This is a genomic window from Tamlana crocina (genome assembly GCF_012037625.1).
Map to the genome: position 1 here is coordinate 37,613 of NZ_JAAVJS010000002.1, position 23,290 is coordinate 60,902.

Here is a 23,290-nt window from a genome sequence, read left to right on the forward strand (position 1 = left end):
AAAAGATAGAATTCAGCTTTTTTTTCATGTTAAAAAAAACAGAGCAAACAATGCTTTTTAAGCTACACTTAAATGGCCTTCTTTGCGTTTATTTCTTGATGTTTTTCCCCTATACACCCAAGCAATTTGAGCCAGTTGCATTACAATTTTTATGGAATCTTTCATGGATAATTTAGAGCCATCGGCATGAATCCAGCGTTTTAAAGGCTGCTCGCAAAGCAGGGCTTTCGCTTTTTTGAGTCCGAAGTGCTGACTCATCCGTTTAAAAATTTCAACATCAAAAATCCACTGCGTTACAAACTTATCGTTGAACGCGATTCCGATAACATCCTTACTGAAAATCTTCGCACCACATTGAGTGTCTTTAAAATCCATTTTCAATATTTTTCGGATGATGTAGTTGATGGTTAAACTGATAATTTTCCGGGCAGATTCTTTAGTGATATTAGCTCCCATTCTTGAAATTCTGGAACCACTCACTATTTTAAATTTAGAGGTTTCAATGGTTTTTACCAAATCGTCGAAATCCAATAAATCGGTAGACAAATCGGCATCTAAAAATCCAATATAATCCAAATCATCCTTCTGGGCCATAAACAACATGCCTTGTCGCACCGCTTCAGCTTTTCCGCCATTTTTTTCGCAATCGTAAACTGTAATGAAGTCTTCCCTCCCTTTTTGTAGATTCTTTAAAACTTGCAAGGTATTATCCTTGCTACCATCATTTACAAAACACAAATGGTAGCCCGAATTTTTATCGATATAACTTAAAAATTCTTTGCTCAACAATCGTTCTTCTTCATTGTAACAAGGAATAACTACGCCCACGCAACTCTGCTGAATTAACACTTCACTTTTTGAGATAACACTAGTTCCTTTCGGAACGCCAATCAAACGTTTTACGCGGGCGCAGATTTCATTTAAACTTAATGGTTTTTTCATGTAATCGTTAATCCCCAATTCGAATCCTTCTGTAATGGTAACATCTTGTGTATCGCCAGACAAAACCATAATAGGGATTTGTGATTTGTGTGTTAACCGAATATGTTCGACCACTTCCAGGCCAGAAACCCGTGGCATATTTATATCTACAATAACTAAATCGGGTTTAAAAGATTCAAACAGTTCCAGTCCCTTTTGGGCATCAGTTTCGATTTTTACATCGTATCCTAATTCTGTTAATCGTTTTTGAAGAGGAAGTAAAACTAACTGCTGGTCGTCTATCGCTAAAACTTTCATAATAAGTTGGTTTTTGAGTTTATGGGGTGCATCAAAAATATTACGAATGACGCTTTTAAAATCCTAATTTAGTTAAGCTAAAATTAAGTGTCGATGAATGACAAATTACTGTAGATGATTAAAAAAAAACAGCTGCTTAATTTATTTATCTTTACACCACTAACAGTAATGAAAGAAACCTCAAACAAATACTTAATATCTGCCCTACTTTTAGGTTTGGCGTTTCATGGTAGCTCGATATTTTTCACATTGGAGACTACTTATGATGCTTTAATCCATTTATTTTTTGCCGACCATTACGCAAACAGCTGGTTTGAACCTTGGAACTACGAGTGGTACACAGGGTTTACCGTACAGAGTTATCCGCCGCTGGTTCATCAATCTATTGCTTTGCTCTCGTTAGTCGGCGGACTCAAATTTGGAATGTTTAGTGTGGCGCTCATAGCCATTGTTCTTTTCATTACTGGTTCATATCGGTTTTCATTATTAATCACCTCAAACAAAACCGTGGCGGGTTACGCTTCTCTTCTGGCTGTGTTTTCATCATCATTTGTTGAAACCTTACATATTTTTGGACAATTGCCTAGTATTGTTGGTATTTCGGTGTTAATGCATGCCCTTCCCGAAATTTATTTATGGTTGAAAACGGGCAAAAAATGGTATTTGGCCACTTGCCTATCTTTAATTTCGGTTACCGTAACCTCGCACCACGTTACCCCTATTTTCGGGATGGTATTTTTTATCTTCCCATTGATTGGAATGGTGATTATGGACGTATCGCGAGAGCAGGTAAATTCCATGAAAGAAGTAACCTTTAAAGTCTTTTTAAATAGCTTTTTTAAACTTTTTAAACGCATTGTTACCTTCGGTTTATGTTCACTGGTTTTAATTGTGGGCTGCATTTTGCCTTATTGGATAAACTCTAAAGCCAACCCTATTACACAAGTCCCTATTCCTCATGGCTCGCGTGATAACTTTTTTGAAATCACCTCATCTGGCTTAGTGTTTTTTTTAATCCCTTGGGGTGTTTTACTTATTTTGTTGCCCTATATTTTTTATCGGTATTACAGTAAACGGTATTTGTTTTTCGGACTTTCAATCACCATTTTAACCATTTTAGGAACCGGAGGCACAACGCCCATTCCGCATAAAGTTTTGGGCGAAACGGCCTTTAATATTTTAACTCTAGACCGCTTTACCCTTTGGGCTTCTATCATGTCTATTCCCATGATGGGTGAGTTTGCATTTCGTTTTGTTGAAGGCGACTTAAAAACATTAATTCAAACCAAATTAGGAGCGGTTTACCATCGCATTATTGGCGGATTACTTGCGGGACTATTCGTGTTTATGGTCATTTTCACAATGAGTTTAGGCTATTTCAGGCCATCGCAGCCACAAAAAATAAAAATGCTACCCATCGTGAATTTCCTAAACCAAGACGACCATGATAAATGGCGGTTTTTAACTTTAGGATTTGGCGACCAAATGGCCTGGTTAAGCGCCCAAACCAATGCTATGACGGTTGACGGCAATTACCATTCTGCCAGGCGTTTACCCGAATTAACCACACGCCCCATAGAGCGTTTGGAAAATTCAAAATTTAAAGGTGTTGCCGGAATTGGTTCGCTGCAGCAGTTTTTAACCACCCCCGAAAAATACAACCTCAAATATATTTTCTCCAACGATAAATTTTACGACCCCATTCTGTATTTCTGTGGATGGCAACGCTTGCGCCAATTAGAAAACGGAATTATGGTTTGGGAACGGCTAAACATTCCACCTGTACCCTCTATTTTGCCTAAGGAAGATGTGGCCAAGTGGCTTAAAGTACATTGGGGCGTCATGCCATTTTTAACGGTTTTGCTCGCCTTTGTTCTTAATATTCAAATGCTTTGGGTCAACATGCTTAAAACCAGGTTCAAACCTGTGCCCGATTTTTTAAAACACACTCTCCCCTATAATAAATTCAACCGAAATGTTTTAAGAATCACGCATGTTTGGTCGTTAATTTTGGCCATCATTGTTTTTTATGGTATTTATCTATTCTACTTAAAAAACGATTCGCAACGCAGTCCCGAAAACGCGATTATTGCCTATTACGATGCCCTCGATTTTAAGGAGTTTGAAAAAGCCCATAGCCTTATCGACCCCAGGATTAATATCCCCATTGCCCAATACATGCTCGAAATTTCGGTCACCGATGGCTTGCTGAGTAGCTATGCTAAAATGGATGCTATAAAAACTGAAATCACTAAACATAACGACAGCACCGTATCGGCAAAAGTGACCACCCAATGGATAACTCCTCTGGAAAAAATTGAAAAAGTAGATTATAAATCGCTTTCAAAAATTAAAGGCAAATGGTATTTGCAACCCGACGATTTAAATAACGATTTGCCGCCAGACCAGCTATATTCTAACAATGTCACAAAATATTACAACCAAGGGCGACGTCGCGTCACCACCGAACAAACCTATCACGAAGATGTATTGAAACAACCTGTTTTGGAAGTAGTAACAGCAAAACTGGTTAAATATCGTGGTAGTTATGCCATTATTGGCGAAGTTCAAAATATTGATAACGTACCGGCCGATGTTATTTTGAAAGGCACACTCTACAACGAGAACAACAAACAACTAGCTACCTACAACGCCAAATACCACGTAAAGCATAAATTAATGCCCAAAGAATCGAGCAGTTTCCGAATTAATTTTGAAGGCATAGCGTGGTCTAAAACCGAAGATTCCATTCCCGACACCTTCAACCCCGATGAATTCACTCCGGTGGAGTTTGAAGAACAACCCACCAAATTCAATTTGCAAGTGGCAGGAAATGTGGCTGGTTCCGATTTATACAAAAATGTGGTGCTTAGCGAAATAAACATCAAAGACCAAATTGTAACCGGAAACTTGTTTAATAGCGGCATTCAGGAAGTCACAGTACCCCAACTGCTTATCACCTATTACAACGAAAACAGAAAGATGGTTTGGGTAGACCACCTGTTTTTAAAAAATGGCATCAGGCAACAACGAAAACAAAATTTTGAATATCTTATTCCAAAAGATGGTTCCGTTTCGGTTATAAATGAAAGCATGAAAAACATTTTTATTAACGGATTGCCCAATGAAAGCATTTCGAATAAAATTGTACCCAATAGAATTAAAAACCACACCAATGGCCAATTACAACCCATTGATCATCCAGATTTTAAGTATTTAAAAATTGAAATTAACAGTTATATTGGAAGTCCGTTTTAATGAGCTTTAAACACTTTTACATATTCGTTTTTTGTTTGTTGTTTGTATCACCTATTATAATGGCACAGCAGAAAGATACCGGCACGAAAATTATTCTGCTGACCAACATTCATAATTACCAAGCAGGTGAGCCTGTTGTTTTAAAATTTTCGACATCTCTCAATAATACGCCGCCATTGTATTGTTCCAACAGTTATGGTTCTACCTTAATTCTACCCAAATTGGAAAACCAAGTTTTAGAATATGAATTACCCCATAGTTTCACAAAAAAAATTGGGATAATTAATTGGACTTTGCTTCAAAATGAATCCTCAATTTCAGGAACTATAATTGTCAAACCTAAAGCCGAAGTTGCTATTATGGAAACCTATTTAGGTCCCACGAGCATTGAAGCTGGCGAAGTAGATTACAGCATGTTGGTGGTTATTCCAACGGATTCGTTGGACAATCCCGTGCCCTCAAATACTTTGGTCAACATAAATCATCAATTTTTAAATTCGGAAAACAGCGAAAGCGTATTCACGAAAAATTTAATCGCCCATAAAAACATTCATTCAAAAAAAGAAAGCGGCCGAATGTTGGTATCTTCCGAAAGTTTGGGAACCAGTTCAAAAGAATTTACCGTAATTGTTTCCGCAGCCATACCCACTGGTTTCACTATTTCATCTAGCCGTCCGCACCAATATGCCGATGGCAATCAAATCACAACTTTTTCAACTTCAGTCATAAAAGACAAACACAACAATATTGTTAGCGATGGTACTTTTGTTACATTTTTTATTACCAATTCCAAAGACAATATTTTAAAAACATCGGGCACTACTATTGACGGCGTGGCTTCCGCAAAAATCATCCATCCAGATTATGCCGATGATTGGACCATTAAAGCCTTTGTTGAAGGTATTTCTGAAAGCAATGAAATAAGCATCAGCTTCAAACAGGTTATTGAAGATTTTACCGTTTCATTTTCTGAAAGAAATCGAATTATTTCCGTGGGGCCGTTGCAGAGCTTCATGAAACAACTGATTCCTGACGGCTTGCAAGTAAAGTTGATTATTTACCACGACAATAAATTAATTGACACAATAATCAAAACGGCTTTCAACGGCTTTGTAAATTTCAATTTAAAACCAGAAGTTTATAAAAATGGCAACTATAATTTCACCATTGAAACCGCTGGATTGACTAAAGAATTCAAATCACAAAAACTATGGTAGGTCTTAATAAAAACATAATGCGTACCATTTTAATAGCTTCCTACATTATGCTTGTAGCCTTAATCATTTCGGGCGTTAGCGCCATTTTTAGTTACCTCAACACCGGTGCCGACCGCAGCAGCATGCTACATACCGAAATTAAAAAAGTTGAACAGTATCTCCCAAAAATGGATTGGGCACCTTTACAAAACGAAGGTCGCCCCATGGACGACGAAAACCTCAAATCTATTGAAAACGATTATTTAGATGCCTGGTACGTAAGGCATGTGGCCTATAAAAGCAATAAAATAGCAGGTATAAAAGATTATTACACCGAAAGTGCCCGAGAAAACCTGTTTAACATTATTGAGCGGAATAAAACTGAAAATATCACTATTGAATCTACCTCATTAGAACATCATCCAACCTTAGAGTTTTTTAGTGAAGATGGGCAATTAGCCGTGATTACCGACAAAAACGTAATTGAATACAAACGTATTTTTAAAGCCGAAAAACTGGTTTTGGAAACCACCGAAACAGCCACTTATAAAATAGTTCTACTTTTAGAAGATGGCTTTTGGCGTATTAGGCATATGGTTAAAGAAAATTCTGAAACTAGAAGTGAAAGCAACCAAACGGCCTCGGTTGACGGACTTCACATTAAAGGCATTAATTATTATCCGCAGGCAAGTCCGTGGGATATGTTTGGTGAAAAATTTCATAAAGACACCATTTCAAAAGACTTTAAAATTATTAAGGATGCGGGGTTAAACTCGGTGCGCATTTTTGTGCAATACGATGACTTTGGAAAGGCAGCCGTAAAACCCGAAAAACTTGAAAAGCTAAAACAAACCTTAGATGCTGCCGAGGAGAATAAGCTCAAAGTGGTTTTGACGCTCTTTGATTTTTATGGTGATTATTCGGTGCTGAATTGGACACTCAACCAACGGCATGCCGAAACCATTGTTAATGCAGTAAAAAATCACGGCGCTTTATTGGCTTACGATATTAAGAACGAACCCAACTTGGATTTTGAGTCTAGAGGTCAGGATAACGTAATGGCTTGGCTAGAGCATATGATAGATTTAGTAAAATCGGTTGATAGCCGTCACCCCGTTACCATTGGTTGGTCGAATACCGAAAGCGCCACGCTTTTAAAAGACAAAGTAGATTTTGTATCCTTTCATTATTACGATGATTTAAGCGCTTTGGATGGTGCTGTGAAAGCATTAAAAACCGAAATACCCAATAAAGCTATCGTGCTTCAAGAGTTTGGGCTATCATCGTATCGAGGTTTTTGGAAACCTTTTGGAAGCACGGAAGAAGACCAGGCCAATTACCATAAAAAAGCCCAAGAAATAATTGCAAACCATGATTTACAATTTATGTCTTGGACTTTATACGATTTTGCTGAAATACCAAAGGAAGTCGTAGGACGACTCCCTTGGCGTAAACGGGTTCAAGGGTATTTTGGTTTTATAAACCAAAATGGAGAGACTAAACCCGCCTTCAGGTACATAGCTAAAAAATAGCTTCCTTCGTAATGGCTCCGCTCAATTTTGATTGTTTCACAATAATATCGTAGAATGTATTTAAATACATTTCAGTAATTTTTTCCATAGGATAAGCGGTTGCAGCTTTATAGTTGGCTTGTCCCAATTGTATTCTATAGGTTTCGTTGGTTACAATGGCTTCAATAGCATGGGCTAAACTATCCACCGAAGTAGGCTCGAAAAATTCACCGTGATAGCCTTCATCTTTCACCAATAGGGCTAAATCGCCTAAATCTGGCATCACTACCGCTTTACCATAACTTCCTGCTTGGTGTAGCACACCAGAGCTTCCTGTAGTGGATGTATATGGAAACACCACCACCGCACTTTCATTAAACAATTTAGGAACGTCGCTTTCTTCAACGTAACCCGTAAACCTAACCTGTGGTACATGTTTATAATCTTCTTGAACCTGGGCTAAATAGCCTGGTACGTTAGGATTATCGGTTCCGGCGATGACCACCTCCAAATCTAAACCAGTACGTTTACGCACTTGTTCTACAGCTTCAATCATGCCTTCAACTTTTTTGTAAGTTCCAAACTTACCGAAAGTCATGATTTGCATTGGTGATGTCGCAATTTGGTAATTGGGTTCTTTGGCAATTTCAAAAGTGCCATGAGGAATTAATTTTACATTGTCGGCGTTATACTTCTTTTTTAGAATGTCGACATACTTCTGCATGGTTACAGCAACGGTATCAGCCTGAAGAATGAGTCGTGTTAACGAGCTACCAATAAAACCGTATACTTTCTGCATTAATTTATTGTTGGTAAAACCGGCACTCCCTAAATCCACTTCTTCCAAAATATTGTGCAGCAAAACCACATTAGGGATTCGTTTTATTTTACAAACCAAAGGCAACATCAATCCAAGTGCCGCAGCGACTTTTTTATCGCCAAACTTCATAAACTGCAAATTGAACAAAACCGCATCAGGCTTTGTTCTTCTAATGGCTTTGCTTACGCTAAGAATATTGGCATAGCTATTAAACTTCCAGCATTCCTTAACTGTAATTTTACAACCATCTTCGGTAAATTGTATATCTTTTGCTTCTTCAGTTTTATCAGTCAATAAAACTAATTCGCTAACAGCTTGTTGTTGTCTAAACTGTTTTACTAGATGGTAGGCATACTCATTTAAAGTAACTTTACTTGGGGGGTATGCGGTTACGATAGCCAGTTTCATAATTGTAGGTTTTGTATTAATACAAATTTGGAATATATAAATTCAAGAAATGGTTGTAAATAGCTAGTTCGCTTTTAAGTGTAGACGAATGGCTGTTTTCCTTAGACGAGCTCTTTTTTCGCCTTTTGCGCCACATTCCATCTAAAGAAAATAACCTGAATGCCAAGCAGCAACACCATGGCTATAATCTGCATATGGACCACCTCCTCTAAACTATCGTGGAAAAACACTACCAAGCCCATTTGCAACATACCAAACACGCCAGAAATGATTACCGGCACGTATTGATCTAAAGATAAGTAGTAGTATGCAAAAATATTGGAAACGGCGAACATACCAGTTGCCAGAGCATATTTCCAAAGTAAAGGCGCCATGGCCAGGTAGCTGTCGCCGAACAAAAGTGTTATCGCCGTTTCTGGGAACAAAGCGCACCCAATTATAATCAGGGTGGCAATGCCCGCAATGTAGCCCACATATTTAAACAAAATGGGAGCCGTTTCTTTGCCTTCCTTTTCAAGTTGCACCACAGTAGGCAATAGCAACATTACGAACATCCAAGCAATAAAGTAAACAATCCGCCCAATTAACGCCAACGAAGCGTATAAACCCGCTTCGTAAGATTCAAAATAATGCTTAACCAATAAAATGTCGCTATTGTTAATAATAATTTGCGTTAATTCATAAAAGGCGGTCAGTACAAAAAAGTTCCTGATTTGTTTACTTTGTGCTTTATCTAAGACTGTTTTTTTCAATGAAATGTGTTCTGCTTTAAACGGTACGAGTCCGAAAGCAAACGAAATTAAAATACCGAAAGCAATAATTACCGAAGACTGCAAATTAAACAGAAAAATCAGGCCTAATGTAATAAATAAGCGGCTTAACATTTCGGCTTGATAAGTGATAGAAAGCTGTTTGAAAGCTTTTTTTCCTTGGAAAGCACCACGGTTGACGCTCAGAATGAAATACAAAGGCACACCAACACCAAAAACCACAAACATGTTTGATGACGAGGTATTGAACACGTTTTGTAAAGTGCCGGAAAACACCACGATCAAAGCACCTAAAATTAGGCCAACAACAATGGCATTTTGGTACACTTTCGATATGAAATTAGAAAACATACTGTTTTCAAAAATCACCGAAAACTTCGCTGTAACCAGTTGAAAAGTCATTGCTACAAACGACAGTACCAACAAAAAAGTAATCAACACGGCGGCATCGGCAAACTGCGCTGGCCCAAGTACACGTCCTAAAATAAGATTGTACAAGTAGTTTCCGCCGTTAACGGTCAATACGCTGAGCATAAAAAGCTGCTCGGGCGTTATTTTTTTCGATTTTAAAGAGGCTATCAATTGCATGATTTCACAGCTTGGTTATGCGGCATCATCCACTTGAATGTCATCGTAAATTTCCTTGCAGCCATAACCTATAATGGTAAATGGTTTTTTGTAGGTTAAAGCCATTTTATGCAGGGCTTCAATAGCCTTCATGCCCTCTTTATCGATGGCTGTAACGGCATCAATATTTATGGTTAAGACTTTAGAATAAATAATAAGGAATTCTAAATGGTTTTTAAATTGCTTAACCGTATCGGAGCTTATGGTGCCTTCCACCATAAAAACATCTTTTATTTGTTTAATTTTTAATGCCATAACTTTAAATTTTGGTTAACATTACTTGGGGTTACAGACACAAATATGCCTTAAGAATCAATGTAATACCATTCAATTTCGGTGAGTGGCACGTTACTGTAGATGAATGATTACAGTTGAATGCTTAACTTGCAAAAAGAATAAACCCCGAATCATGACCGTCAAATCCATTGCCCTATTTTCACTATTTCTATTGGTTAATTTGGCCTTTGCGCAAAACATGCAAGAAGGCTTTAACTATTTGGAAAAAGGTAATTATGCCGAAGCTGAAAGCTATTTCGAAAACATCTTAAACGACTACCCTGAAAATAAAACGGCCCGATTGTGTTATGGCCGCGCCGTGGGTTTAAACGGCAATGCGCAACAGGCAGAACAGCTTTTTGTTGATTTACTGAAAGACTCCCCCAATGATTTTGAGGTAAAATTGAATTACGGCGAATCCTTGCTTTGGAACAAAAAATACCCGCAAGCGAAAACCTATTTTAAAGGTTTAATTGAAGAAAACCCTAAAAGTTTTCCGGCACTTTTAAGCTACGCCAATACGCTATCCAATTTAAAAGAATATCAAGATGCCCTTGTTTTTGTTGACAAGGCTTTGGAAGTATCACCCGGAAACCTCAATGCACTCACATCAAAAAAGTATATTTATTTGGGATATGCTTACCAAAAGCAACAGGCTCAACAATACGATGAAGCTGAAACTCTTTTGAAAGAAAATTTGAAGCTTTTTGATAATGACAAAGACACTTTAATCAACTTGGCTAACTTATATTTAATCGCCAACCGGTTGGAAGATGCCGAAGCCACTTACAATATTTTGGCTCAAACTCCTGAAAACAAATTGCTTTCTTTAAACGGTTTAGCACTCGTAGCCCATTTAAACGGTAAAGAAAAAACAGCTTTACAGTTCAGTGAGGAAGCATTTTTAAGTTTGACTGAAGACACCGACCAGAATTTAATAAAAGTCACCACCGAGCGCTACGCACAAGCTCTAATTTGGAATAAAAAGTTTAAACAGGGCAACCAACTCATCTCTCAATTAATTGAAAAACATCCCAACAAAAATTGGGTATTGGCATTACGCGCCACTTTAAACATCTACAAAAGTGATTTTAAAAAAAGTGTGGCCGACTACAACCAAATTTTAATAAACGACAGCACCTCGTTTGATGGGAACCTAGGGAAAGCCAATACCTTAAAAGCCCTCGGCATGTACGATGGCGCATACCAATCGGCCAAAAACACCCTAAAGTTTTACGACAATCAAAAAGATGCCTCGCAGTTCATAAAAGACCTAAACACCAATTTCACACCGTTTTACGAAGCCAAAGCCAGTTACAGTTTTGACAACGGTAACAACGAAGCTGTTTCGGTTAGAAATTCGGTCGAACTCCCCATGTCCATGAAATTTAAAATGATGGGCAGCTATAATTACAGAACCACCAACAATACGGTAACAAACAACAAAGCCACCTCTAATAATTTGTCGTTGGGCCTCGCCTATCAACTGTTGCCCAATGTAATTTTTAAAGGAACGGCCGGACTTTCTTCAGCAAAAGCAGCAACCGAAGATTATACGCAACTTTTGGCCGATGTGTCATTAAACATAAAACCGTTAAAGCTTCAAATTTTGGACGTGGGATTTAAACGTGAAATACAAAGTTTTAATGCCGAACTATTGGATCGGGAGATTGTAATGAACAACATTTACGCGAATTACAACCTCAGCACCAACTTCAATTTGGGCTGGTTTACGCAATATTTTTATACCTGGCAGAATGATGACAATAGTCGTAATTTGCTATTCACCTCGCTATACTATAATATTTTGAGCAAACCGGCGCTAAAAGCCGGACTGAACTACCAATACATTACGTTTAAAAACCAAGTGCCGAGCGTGTATTTTTCTCCTGAGAAATTCAATGCTGGTGAGATATTTATTAACCTGATCAAAAACGAAGTGGTCACCAAACCCAAAGCCTGGTTTTATGAATTAACAGCAGCCACCGGTTTACAATATATTGAAGACGACAGTAGCCAAAGTACCTACCGCGTACAGAGCAAACTGGGTTATAAATTTTCAAATCGCTGTATGGCCAACCTGTTTGGTACACGAAGTAATATTGCCTCAGCCACGGCTGCCGGGTTTACCTATACCGAAGTTGGTTTCCGTTTTAAATGGTATTTGTTTGATACGCCTGTTTTCAGGAAATAATGAACGCTTTAAAATGGGGTTTTGGATTCTGGTTTTTACCTCAGCTCTTTATTTCGTACAAGCTATTTTTCAAAGCCTATTTCTCCTGCGAAACGAAGTATTTCATATGTGTTTTTTAAATGTATAGAATCCATTTCTTTAGTAGGCATTAAACTATCGAATATTTCTAGAATTTTACTCTCATTATCTAAATATGATTCTTTAGATGATTTTATTATTTCTGGTGTCCAAGATATTAACAACTCATAAATAGGGTGTTCCCTCATAGAATCGTCTTTTAGCCCAAACTCTATATGATAATTTTTTAAGTTTAACGGTTGAGATTTATTTAATTTCTCCTTGATTTCTTGAACACTTTCATTTGGTATCATTTGAAATCTTGAAACAAAAATTTCTCTCTCTTCTAACTTTAATGGAAATCCAGCGATATATTCAGATTCGGTAATTGTTACGCTTTTATAATCTTTATCAGAGTACTTATTTAAAACCTCGGACAAATATTCAGGTACTTTGCCTTTATATTCTTTTCCAGGAATTAAGTCAAATAGTTTATTTTGAATTAATTTATTTCTGACATTTCCTTTTTCAAAACTATCCCAATCCATAGGAACGCTATATAATCCAATAAAAGGGTCAAACATTGGCGTTGTTATAGCCAATAATTGTTCTTCTTTATTTTCTTCAATTATTCTTATTGTTAATTCATTTTTAAAAAGTATTTCTTGTAGCCGTTCAATTTCTTCTGTTTTACAGCTCCATAAAACTAATTGACCTTTAATGTTATTGTCGTGAATTTGGTCTATTTTTTTTATTGTTGGTGTAATTTCAAAAGAGCCAAACAGTTGGATTGCAACATCTTTTGTCGGATTAACGTGATGCAAATATTCCCAACTTCTCGCACGTCTACTAACTTGTCTTAAAAAGTTATTTGGTATTTCAAAACAATAATCATAATCATCTATTATAGTGTTATTTAATTTTGAATAAGAATTCCAAAATGTTATTTCATTTGACCAAGTTGATTTATTTGATTCTATTTTTATTGGACTAACTATAAAAGAAATCCACTCATTATTTTTTAAGTTGTATTTAAATGAGTTTATTTTCTTTTTGAGATTTGTTAGAAAAACGTCTATTTCTGTATTGTTGGATTTTAACTTTATTGATGTTAAAATACTAGTTGGGTCTATTCTTTTTAAAACTGACATCCAACTTGGCAAAAGTTCAATATAATCCCCTGATATTTCTGGTGATAGTCCTGTGCTTTCAGAAATGAAACTTGAATAGTGGTGAAATGGAATAATGCGATAATTTGGCATTAGAATTGGGACTATTTTACATTCAATTACAGATTCATCTAAGCGTTGAATTTTTCGGTAAAAACTTTTTACTTCTTTAAGAATTGTTTCTTTTGACGATAAATTAAAAATATTCTTTTTTGGTACTTGTATTGAAGGTTTTTCCTTTTCAAGTTTTGAAGGATTTTTAAGTATCTGTTCTATTGGATTACACCAATAACATAAATCTGATTGTTCTTCGTAAATTATTAAAAATACTGGGAAATATGATGTTAACCAAGCTTTAAGTGTACTAGAGGCGATGGAAACGCTATAATTTCCATTTTTTAACAGTTTGACATATTCGCTATCCTTTGTAGTTGATTTTACTTGGCATCTCAAATGATAATTTGTTCTAGAATTGTCAATAAAAATATTAGAATCTATATCTTCTCCAAAATCACTTTTTATAATGTCAGCAGTCCACTTAAATTTCTTTAATATCAACTGAACTGTAGTTTCTCCAATATCTCCTAGATTTTGTGAATCGGTTTGAATTGGTGTACTATTTTTCATTGTTGATTTTAAAATGAACTAACTAAGATATAAGAATAAATATACCCCATTATTTTTTCATAACGAAATATACTACAAATTAAAACAAAGAAGGCAAAAGAATAACTCTTTTGCCTCTCTTCTCTGAAAAATAAAAACTTGCTATTAATTATTCTCAGTTCTACCCAGTTATTTCATGAGTAATTTTATTGTTCTGGATTGGTTATTTGTGCCTTTTAGGTGACACAAATACATACCCGCACTTAAGTTGTCTCGGCCTATAGTAATGTTATTTTTACCGGCCACAGCTTTTATATTATGTTGCTTTACCAAGATGCCCAACGGGTTATAAACCATTAGCGAAATATCCTGGTTGTTTTGTACCGTAAACTCAACCGTTGTTTTGCTGTGCATTGGGTTGGGCGTGGCTTTGGCATCATTTAGGAACACTTGGTTCGATTCCTCAACCGACAGGGAGCTGCTTTCGGCAAAACGCATTTGCTTTAAATACAGTTCTTTTGTTTCCGTGACACCGCTATCGGCAATCATGGTAAACACTAAAGAAGTAACATCATTGGGCGAAATACTCTGTCCTTCGTTGTTTTTGAAATCTTCTAAAGCAATATCAAATTCGGTAAAGTTTTCCGTAAGCGCGATTGAGGTCTTATATTGTGCTTCCCAATTGCTAACACTTTCCTTTACCAACCTAATAATTAATGTTCCGGTACCTTTGGCTTTAAATTTTAAGCTGTGGTAATCAGAAAAATCAATGGGGTTGAATTTTGGTGTCAATGCTCTGTAAGCAGCCACGTATTCGCTTGTTGTGGCTCTTAAATTGATGTTGCGCTCAATTGGGTATTCATTTTCTAAAAAGGTTTCAAGATTTTCATCTACCGAATACTGCGTAACTATCGTGCTTACTGCTGCATCATCGTAGCCCCAAGGACCGTCAGACATAAATAAATCGTCGGGAGTGACAATACCATCGCCAATTCTAAACCCAATATCGAACAGGTTTCCGGCCTCCACTTCAACATTCGAAATATAATTACCGTTAAGCTGAATGGAGGTCGATACATTTTCAACAGCACTGGTTTCTGTGGCTCGTAATCCGCCATCAAATTGTACCGACTCCGTTCTGTTCGTATTTACAATTTGCAACTCCAACTTACCGTTATGGTAGCCGCCTTTTTTAACAAACACGGTTGGAGGTGTTGACGTATTATAGCCCGAAATGGGTTTTTGCACTTCCAATAAACGCACCACTTCTTCTCCTAATGTCAACAGGTCGTCCAGCGAATTGGACCAAATTTGAAAATTGTAGCAGCCTACACCAGTTTCGTACTTGTCGATATTCCAGTGGCTTTCAATCCCGAATGCGGTATTGTTTTCAGTTGGTTTTGCAGATAGGCTCAAAACAAATTCGATGGAACCGTTTGTATTCTTTATTAATGCTTTTATAAAGGAATGCTCCCTAATTTCGATAGTCGATACCGAAAGCAATTCTGCGCCCAACAACCTATCGCAAATCGATTTGGTGTGTTCGTAGGCTCCGTTTTCAGTTTTAAGTAGCAATATGGATGCTACAGCGTTATCGTTTCGGTAATAATCGGCCGAATATACTTCTGTAGCATTGGTTATATCAATCAAATCTGCTGGAGTTGATTCTACCACGTAGTCTTCGTTAATAACAGACAATGGCATAAAATTAGATAACTGCAGCGCCTGTTGCTTTGCTGATACCCTCCCGTAGTTTACAGACTTTTTTAATTTTTTCGCTGCTTTTTGGTCGAACCTATAGTTATTTTTGGCTCTTTTAAAGTTTCGCTTACTGATTTGTTGCGATAAACGGTTATTACTTTCCAATCCGCCTTGGTTCGCGCTCGAAGTTGTTGATAACTCCAAGACTGGGCAAGATGCATAGCCCGAACAAGATGGGTCGTCGCAATCCACTAATCCGTCACCATCATCATCGATACCGTTAATACAATCTTCCTGAGGTACTGGTGCTGTTGGGCAACGGGCACCATCGTTTTGCGAACTGGACGGCCCAAAGGCAAACAGATTAGATTCCATGGCATTAATACCTGTTAAATCCTGTACATTTTGAATAACGTAAATGGTTCCTGTTTGATTTGCCGAAACGTAAAAACGACCATCAGCATCAAAATAAACGGCGCCATAGGTATAATTGAGTCCCGAAAGAATAGGCACCACACCAAGCACAGTAACCTGACTGGTTTCTGGATTGATCCTATAAAGTATATTTGTTTTTTTCTCAACGGTGTATAGATTGCCATCAACAGCATTAAAAGCCCAATCGTGTACATTGATGCTTGATGATAAATTTTCTTCTGAAATGAATTTTGAATAGCTTTCAGATTCTGGGTTCAAATCAATTTTATAATAAGTGGTTCCTCCACCTTTTAGATAGTAAATACCCTCGTCGCTAATATCGCCAACATATCGATTGTTGTCCGGTAGTTCATCGACATAATAGGTTGTGGTTTGAAAATTCTTTCCTATCCTCACAATAGTTCTGGCAGGCGTACTCAAAGAACCCCAAATAAAACCATCAGCCGGATTGTAGGCAGCTGCATTAATATTGCCCTCGGTAACATCGGTTGCTACGCTATACGAATTTCCAGAAGCCAAATCGATGGCATAAACGTCGTTGTACTGAAAAAGATAAGCGTTATAATCACAATTAAAAGGCAAATCTTGTGCCTGAGACAAGCTGCTAAATAAAACAAGTAGGTACAGTAGGGGTAGATTTTTTTTCATGGGATAATAATTTATTCCACGAAGTTAATCTCCACATATCTTTTTCAGGGGGATTTTCGCTCGGCGGGAAATTAGTGTAGACGAATGGTAAAATTGCCGAGTTAAACGTTTAAAGTAAGTTTAAACGCTTCATTAGCTCTGGGCGGTTGGAGCGACTTACCGGTATAACATCCTTTTTTATAAGCACGCTATTATCTTCAATATCCACTATTTTAGTCGTGTTTATAATGAACGAGCGGTGAACTTTCAAGAATAAATCCTCTGGTAATTTCTCTTCAATTTTCTTTAAAGTGGAATGTACCGTGTAGTTTTTATCTTCTGTTTTTACATGGATATAATCGCCCTTGGCCTCTACCAAATAAATACTCGGAATGTCAATTTTAATTAAACGCCTATCTATGTTCACATATAAATCACCAAAAGAAGCACCTTCTAATTTTTCGGAAACTGTATTTTCGGTGCTTGCTACTGTAAATGTTTCGGCTTTCTTTATGGCTTTTTGGAATCGTTCCAAGTGAATAGGTTTGACTAAATAATCAACAATGCATGCATACTCGAATGCCTGGATGGCAAAATTGGCATCAGAAGTTGTCAATATGATTTTTGGTGGATTTTTTAGTGTATCGATAAAATCGAATCCTGTAAAATCGGGCATGTGGATATCCAAAAAAATGAGATCGATTTCATTTTGGTTTAAGTATTTTATGGCCTGAATGGCGTTTGGAAACTCTTCCAGGACATGGATACTTGGTGTATTAGAACACAATTGACTTATGATTGCTCTCGCTGTGGCTTCATCGTCAATAATGATACAATTCATAAAATATAGCTAGGGTTATTGGTCTAAATAATTGGTTATGTTGGTTAAAATAGATTCGAACTCTTCGCTTAGGTCTATATTGCCCTGCAAAAGATTGTTTTCAAAAGCTACTGCTACTTCATAACTCTTTTCAAGCCCTAAAATACTAATTTTATGTTTAAGTTTGTGTACATTTTCTGCTGTTTCTTTAAACTTTTTTTCAGCTAAATTGTTGTAATACGCTTCTTTTTCTTGTGGGAACTCTGTTTTTATAATATTTATAAGCTTTTCTTCGAAGGCCTTATCGCCTCCAGACATGCTTTCTATATAGGTAAGATTAGGTTTTTCCATGTTGTTTTTTTCTTTAATGTAAAATAAAAAGTCGTTCCAACGCCCAAGGTCGACTCCAGCCAAATCTTTCCGCCAAACAATTCAATAATCTTTTTTACTATCGACAGGCCAACCCCAGTGGACTTGGAATCATTTTCCAACTTTTGGAAAATCTTGAATATTTTATCGAAATACGTTTCTTTAATTCCCTTGCCATTATCCTTTACATAAAACTGCCAAAATTTACCTTCGTCTTTTAATCCAATTTCAATAATCCCCTCGGCTTTATCATTATAATTGATGGCGTTAGTAATCAAGTTTTGAAAAAGTTGCTGTAAACGATATTTATCGCCTTTTACTATAGGTAATTTATTCCTTTTTATAATTGAAATATGTGGAGGCACTTCTATCATTTTAATTACATCGTCCACCAATTTATCGGTATCAACGTCATAGAATTCAATCTTGTTTTTGCTTATAGCCGTGTATTCCAATATGCCGCTAATTAGCTTGTCCATTTTCTCAACATGACTTCTAATTTGCTTTATATTGTTTACCCCGTTTACATCCAACGAATCTTTATAATCTTGGTTTAACCATGTTGAAAGGGTATCGATACTCCGTAAAGGCGATTTTAAATCGTGCGACACCACGTGGGCATAATCACTAAGCTCTTCGTTTTGGTGCTCCAACTCACTCATCAAGTTTTCACGCTGCTGATTAATTTTTATAATCTCCTTGGTTTGATTATCTATAAAATTGACCAGCTTTAAGCCGTCTAAATCCGCACTATTATTTGATGCTATATTTTCGGGTAATTCGTAAAATTTAAGCGTTTCAATAACATTCTTCAACTTATCGATAACCTCCTGTTGTGCTTGGGCTTCCTTTTCTAATTTTTTGTTCGCAGTGAACAACTCTTCCGAACTAATCTGCATGGATCGCTGCAACATATTAAACTGTTCGTCATAATTATTATACGAACGGCCTATAGCGTTTAAGAACTGCTCCATATTTTTATCTGAAGCCTGTTCTTCGCTTAAATACTTTCTTATTTGTCGCTTGAGTAAAGAGTTCATTTATTCACTAATGAGCGTTACCGTCATAGTTTGGTTGTGCAACTGGCAGTTGTTTTCGCCATGAAACGGAGCAATTTCACCGTAGGAATAAAACCCCGAAATGGTGGTGTTTGCGCCAACAACGGCTGTCACTTCCTCTATTTCTTCTTCCACACGCTGATCGAGCACTAATTTCCGACCAATGCAGCTTACTAAAAATGCTAATTGTGGTTCATTCTTTCTTGATTCCAAGGCTTGTTTCGCGGCGCGTTCCGAAGCGTTGGCAATATTATCAACATTGGTCATCATCAACTGCACTTTAGAGTTTTCATGAATATCGCCCGCCATAATCATCGTGTTTTCCTTTTCGTCAATGGTTAAAATACTTCTTACAATAGACTGGTGCTCGTCTACCAACTTAACATTCATAGGGTACAACAATGCAGCTCCTGGCAATTCTTTGGATTTTTCCCCCAAGTACTTTTTATACAAATCTAAAGCGGGCTGATTATCCAATTCATACAATACATTGGCTTCCGATTTGGTAACGGTACGTTCTGGCCCAAAAGGCGTCCATCCGCCGTGAATGGACGAAGAAACTTCTAAGGTTTCTCCATAAAAACCAATGGCCACAATTTCGCCCTGTTTCGGATTTTCATTGTAAGAAGCCAAGGTTTTTTCAAAACGGTCATCGTCACCGCACAGCCCGCCCGTTATTAAAACGTCGTGGTTTGTCGCGGCGCTCATGCCCTTCGTTAATTGACTGCCATTTACAAAACTTCCTTCGGAAACCACCAACACATACTTTAAGTCTTCATCTGGAAACTGGTTTATTAAATCGTGTCCCGTTTTAAAACTATCCAATTGAGAATCGACAATATTACAGGTCTTTATTACAAATGTGCTTTTCTCAAACTCAACGGCCGTAATTGTGATGCCTTTATCGGCTACAGCTTGGGAACAGATGTCGCCAGAAGTTGAACCAAAAACAATATGCCCTTCAGGAAATAGTGTTTCCATTTCATTGTATATATTGTTATCCTCCAAAAGATGTCTGTTACCAAACACCAACACCAAAGGGTTTTTAAGCTGTTGTTTAGCTGACAAATACTCCCAATTCCCATCTTTAGTTTTATGCAATTGAACTGTTTTCATCTTTTAAGTTTTTACTTTTTTAAGGTAAAGTAGAAGGTTGTGCCCTCGCCTGGTTCACTCTCTAACCAAATATCGCCCTCATGCAACTCTACAATCTTTTTAACTATACTTAGCCCAACACCTGTGGAGTCTTTGCTTTTGTTTAAGGCATGGAATATTTTGAATATTTTATCGTGGAATTGTTTTTCAATACCCAAGCCATTATCCTTGACCGCAAACTGATAATGGGTTTTTAGGTCTAAACAACTAATCTCAATAAGCCCCTGGGGTTTATCCATAAACTTAACGGCATTACTCAACAAATTTTGAAATACCTGTTGAAGCTTTACTTTGCTGCCTTTTACAACGGGCAACTGATTGTTTATTTTTACCTGTACGTGTTCTGGCACATACAAAATCGCTATTAAATCATTAACCAGAATATTTGTATCTACCCGTTCGGCCTTGGTATCGTCTGCCCCTACACTGGAATATTCCAACACATCGTTAATGAGCTGTTCCATTTTTTCTAAGGTGTCTTCAATATGTCCTATGTTTTGTATACTGGTTTGGTCCAAAACATCTTTGTTGTCTTCCTTTAGCCAACTTACCAAGGCATTTATACTGCGCAATGGCGATTTAAGGTCGTGCGATACCACATGGGCGTACTCGTGGAGTTCGTCGTTACTTTTTTCCAATTTTTTCAGCAAACTTTCCTTTTGGAGTTGCAGGTTTTTTATTTCGGTAATATCAAAATTAACACCAATGGAGCCGACCAATTCTCCATCTAAATTGTAGTTTGGCGTACCGCTTACCAACCAATACTTAATATCGCCCTGTTTGTTTTTTATACGTAACTCATAACTGTTGGTCCTGCCTCTTTTTCGTGCTGCAACAGTTTCATTAACGAGCTGTTGGTCTTCTTCAACAGGTAAATAGTCCTTTCCTTTAGAGCCTACAAGTTCCTTTTCGGAATACCCCGTCATTTCCACAAAACTTTGATTTACCATTAATATCCTATCGTCTGAATCGACTTCCACCAACCCCAGATTCATATTGGAAATAATATTATGGTATTTTTGCCTTTGCGCCTCAAGCGTTTTTCTGTAACGGCGCCTTACGGTAACATCACGGTATTTCCAAAGAAACCCTTTGTGCTTATTATTATAGACAATAGGAACAAAATCGCGCTCTAAAATGGTGCCATTGGCCATAATTATCTCGTCTCCAAGCACCTGCTCTTTATTTTCAAGTATTTGGTTGATGCGCTGTACAAATTGGTCTGGGTTTTTAAACACCGCTTTGCTCTGCTCTGCTATTACGGCCCGGTCTTGCCCTTTTAAATCTTCTGGGGCAGCCCCCAATTGCATATATTCACAAAACTTTTTGTTGGTAAGTACTATTTTTCGATTTTCATCTTCCAGTAGTACGCCACTCTCTAAATTCAAAATTAGGGTGGATAATCTGTTTTCAGATTCTATCAACTGATTTTCGTATGCCTTCTTTTTTGTAATATCCCTTACAATACCTTGGGCGGCCACTGGTACACCATCATCATATATAATGCTGGCATTTACATGTACCAAAAGGTGTTGCTCTTTTCTGGTTATTACTTTAAGATGAAAATCGGTAATGCTTCCGTGGTTATAAAGTGTTTTGAATGCTTCGGCTACTCGATTAGCCTCTTTAGGATGCACTAAATTCATCAAATTAAAATCGTCCTTAACACTATTGAAGCCCAATAAAGAAACGGCCGCATCGTTCATTTTAAGAATGTTGCCAAACAAATCCATAATAACGTAGGCATCCACTATATTCTCAAAAACCCCTTGAAGTTGCGAATCTGTTTTTAACAAAAGAATTTCCAAATCTCTATTGGCTTTGGTAAGTTCTTGATTAGTCTCGTACAGTTGCGCAGCTTTATCCTCTAAAATTTTTTCGGCCTTCTTTCTCGCCAGCTTTTCTCTTTCTAACGCTCTTTTTAATATGTCTATTTCTTTTTGGCTCATGAAATTTTTTGGATTATGAACTTCACCTCGGTGCCATCTTCTTTTATTTTTTCCAACTGAATTTCAGCCGATGAATTAAAATGTTCGAAAGTTTTGTTCATTAACCCTAGCCCAAAGTAGTACATGGCCCTACTGGATTTATACACCATAACCAATAATTCGCCCGATTTTTCAATGATCTGGAATGTTGGCAGTTCGGCGTCGGGGTATATTTTCTTTACTTCTACATGAATGTGGTTTTCAATAGATGATAGCATTTCAATCGGGTCTTTGTAGGCTGAAATAATTCCGGGATAACTATCCACTAAAACTTTGAAAAAATGTTCGGCATAAACCATTAATAAATCATCGATAGAAACTCCAGTGCTCTCACTTAAATGCTGCAACAGCTGTAACATTTCTGAGAATTCGTATGTTCCTACTGCCGTATAGGCGCCTTGTGATTCTAAGTTTGATTTATTGATAATCTTATCTACCATTTCCAGGCCAAATTTGCTTTCAACCAAATTGAGGAACTCTGTAAAAACTATGCCTTTCATTTTTCCTTTTCTATAACTTTTTTAATTCGTTGATACTCCAATATGCCAATAATTTTTCAATTTTTGAAACATATTCCTCATATTTTAAAGGCTTTAACACGTAGCCAGCAATACCAATTTCATAACAAGCCACTAAATCCCTTTGGTTACTTGATGTGGTGAGAATTATGGTTGGCACATACTTTAAAAATTCATCTTTTTTAAGAATACTTAAAAATTCAATACCATTAATTTTTGGCATGTTTAAATCCAAAAGAATGATATCGGGTATATTGTCTTTGTCCTTTAAAAGTTCTAAAGCTTCCTCTCCATTATTGGCCTCTATTATGGTATGTGGAAGGTTATTTGACGATACAACTCTATTGAATTTCATGACTTCAATCACGTCGTCTTCAATAAGTAATATTTTCAGGGTTTTCATTTTTAAAAATTTAAGCTTAAATGTGATTCAGTAAAATTAACCGAAATATCAATCTACAACCGTATAATTAGTCTATTCTTCCCTA

Annotated in this window: 17 protein-coding genes; 4 read left to right on the plus strand and 13 right to left on the minus strand. The window is 37.0% G+C overall.

Features of this window, described 5'->3' with window-relative positions:
* Positions 1–57 precede the first annotated feature (57 nt).
* On the minus strand, positions 58–1,239 hold the full coding sequence (locus HC176_RS01670) for a response regulator (RefSeq protein WP_167916454.1): 1,182 nt from the start codon (positions 1,237–1,239) through the stop codon (positions 58–60).
* 168 nt (positions 1,240–1,407) lie between these two features.
* Between HC176_RS01670 and HC176_RS01675 the strand changes: the two genes are divergently transcribed.
* From HC176_RS01675 to HC176_RS01685, 3 genes are read left to right on the plus strand one after another with little or no spacing between them, the layout of a single operon-like run.
* Complete coding sequence (locus HC176_RS01675; RefSeq protein ID WP_167916455.1) at positions 1,408–4,497, plus strand: hypothetical protein; 3,090 nt, start codon at positions 1,408–1,410, stop codon at positions 4,495–4,497.
* 59 nt (positions 4,498–4,556) lie between these two features.
* Entirely contained in the window at positions 4,557–5,714 is a 1,158-nt protein-coding gene (locus HC176_RS01680) for a hypothetical protein (RefSeq protein ID WP_245234807.1), read from the plus strand.
* Positions 5,708–7,225: a cellulase family glycosylhydrolase gene (locus HC176_RS01685; RefSeq protein WP_167916457.1), complete on the plus strand. Its 1,518-nt coding sequence runs from the start codon at positions 5,708–5,710 to the stop codon at positions 7,223–7,225. Before HC176_RS01680 ends, HC176_RS01685 begins: the two co-directional genes overlap by 7 nt.
* Here the strand turns inward: HC176_RS01685 and HC176_RS01690 are convergent.
* The 3 genes from HC176_RS01690 to HC176_RS01700 all read right to left on the minus strand — a co-directional run bounded on the left by HC176_RS01690 (position 7,215) and on the right by HC176_RS01700 (position 10,084).
* Entirely contained in the window at positions 7,215–8,432 is a 1,218-nt protein-coding gene (locus HC176_RS01690; RefSeq protein ID WP_167916458.1) for a glycosyltransferase, read from the minus strand. The two genes, HC176_RS01685 and HC176_RS01690, sit on opposite strands and share 11 nt — an antisense overlap.
* 101 nt (positions 8,433–8,533) lie before the next feature.
* Entirely contained in the window at positions 8,534–9,790 is a 1,257-nt protein-coding gene (locus HC176_RS01695; RefSeq protein WP_209309629.1) for an oligosaccharide flippase family protein, read from the minus strand.
* Positions 9,791–9,805: 15 nt separating this feature from the next.
* Positions 9,806–10,084, minus strand: coding sequence for an STAS domain-containing protein (locus tag HC176_RS01700; RefSeq protein WP_167916459.1), 279 nt, complete (start codon positions 10,082–10,084; stop codon positions 9,806–9,808).
* 154 nt (positions 10,085–10,238) lie between these two features.
* Between HC176_RS01700 and HC176_RS01705 the strand changes: the two genes are divergently transcribed.
* Positions 10,239–12,299, plus strand: a complete 2,061-nt coding sequence (locus tag HC176_RS01705) for a tetratricopeptide repeat protein (RefSeq protein ID WP_245234808.1) — start codon at positions 10,239–10,241, stop codon at positions 12,297–12,299.
* Between the two features lie 62 nt (positions 12,300–12,361).
* Here the strand turns inward: HC176_RS01705 and HC176_RS01710 are convergent, their stop codons facing one another.
* The 9 genes from HC176_RS01710 to HC176_RS01750 all read right to left on the minus strand — a co-directional run bounded on the left by HC176_RS01710 (position 12,362) and on the right by HC176_RS01750 (position 23,205).
* A complete protein-coding gene (locus HC176_RS01710; RefSeq protein WP_167916460.1) occupies positions 12,362–14,152 on the minus strand; it encodes a DUF4365 domain-containing protein in 1,791 nt (596 codons plus the stop codon).
* A 168-nt stretch (positions 14,153–14,320) separates the two neighbouring features.
* Positions 14,321–16,915: a T9SS type A sorting domain-containing protein gene (locus HC176_RS01715; RefSeq protein WP_167916461.1), complete on the minus strand. Its 2,595-nt coding sequence runs from the start codon at positions 16,913–16,915 to the stop codon at positions 14,321–14,323.
* A gap of 109 nt (positions 16,916–17,024) precedes the next feature.
* Positions 17,025–17,735 carry a LytR/AlgR family response regulator transcription factor gene (locus tag HC176_RS01720; RefSeq protein WP_167916462.1) on the minus strand — a complete coding sequence of 237 codons (711 nt, stop codon included), beginning with the start codon at positions 17,733–17,735 and terminating at the stop codon, positions 17,025–17,027.
* 15 nt (positions 17,736–17,750) lie between these two features.
* The gene (locus tag HC176_RS01725; RefSeq protein WP_167916463.1) at positions 17,751–18,065 is read right to left on the minus strand and encodes an Hpt domain-containing protein; all 315 of its coding nucleotides are present in this window, start codon (positions 18,063–18,065) and stop codon (positions 17,751–17,753) included.
* The gene (locus tag HC176_RS01730; protein ID WP_167916464.1) at positions 18,038–19,123 is read right to left on the minus strand and encodes a sensor histidine kinase; all 1,086 of its coding nucleotides are present in this window, start codon (positions 19,121–19,123) and stop codon (positions 18,038–18,040) included. The genes HC176_RS01725 and HC176_RS01730 overlap by 28 nt, the downstream gene beginning before the upstream one ends.
* Positions 19,124–20,257, minus strand: a complete 1,134-nt coding sequence (locus tag HC176_RS01735; RefSeq protein WP_167916465.1) for an FIST signal transduction protein — start codon at positions 20,255–20,257, stop codon at positions 19,124–19,126.
* An 11-nt stretch (positions 20,258–20,268) separates the two neighbouring features.
* The gene (locus HC176_RS01740; protein WP_167916466.1) at positions 20,269–22,245 is read right to left on the minus strand and encodes a PAS domain-containing sensor histidine kinase; all 1,977 of its coding nucleotides are present in this window, start codon (positions 22,243–22,245) and stop codon (positions 20,269–20,271) included.
* On the minus strand, positions 22,242–22,784 hold the full coding sequence (locus HC176_RS01745) for a heme NO-binding domain-containing protein (RefSeq protein ID WP_167916467.1): 543 nt from the start codon (positions 22,782–22,784) through the stop codon (positions 22,242–22,244). Before HC176_RS01745 ends, HC176_RS01740 begins: the two co-directional genes overlap by 4 nt.
* A gap of 10 nt (positions 22,785–22,794) precedes the next feature.
* Positions 22,795–23,205, minus strand: a complete 411-nt coding sequence (locus HC176_RS01750; RefSeq protein WP_167916468.1) for a response regulator — start codon at positions 23,203–23,205, stop codon at positions 22,795–22,797.
* Positions 23,206–23,290 lie beyond the last annotated feature (85 nt).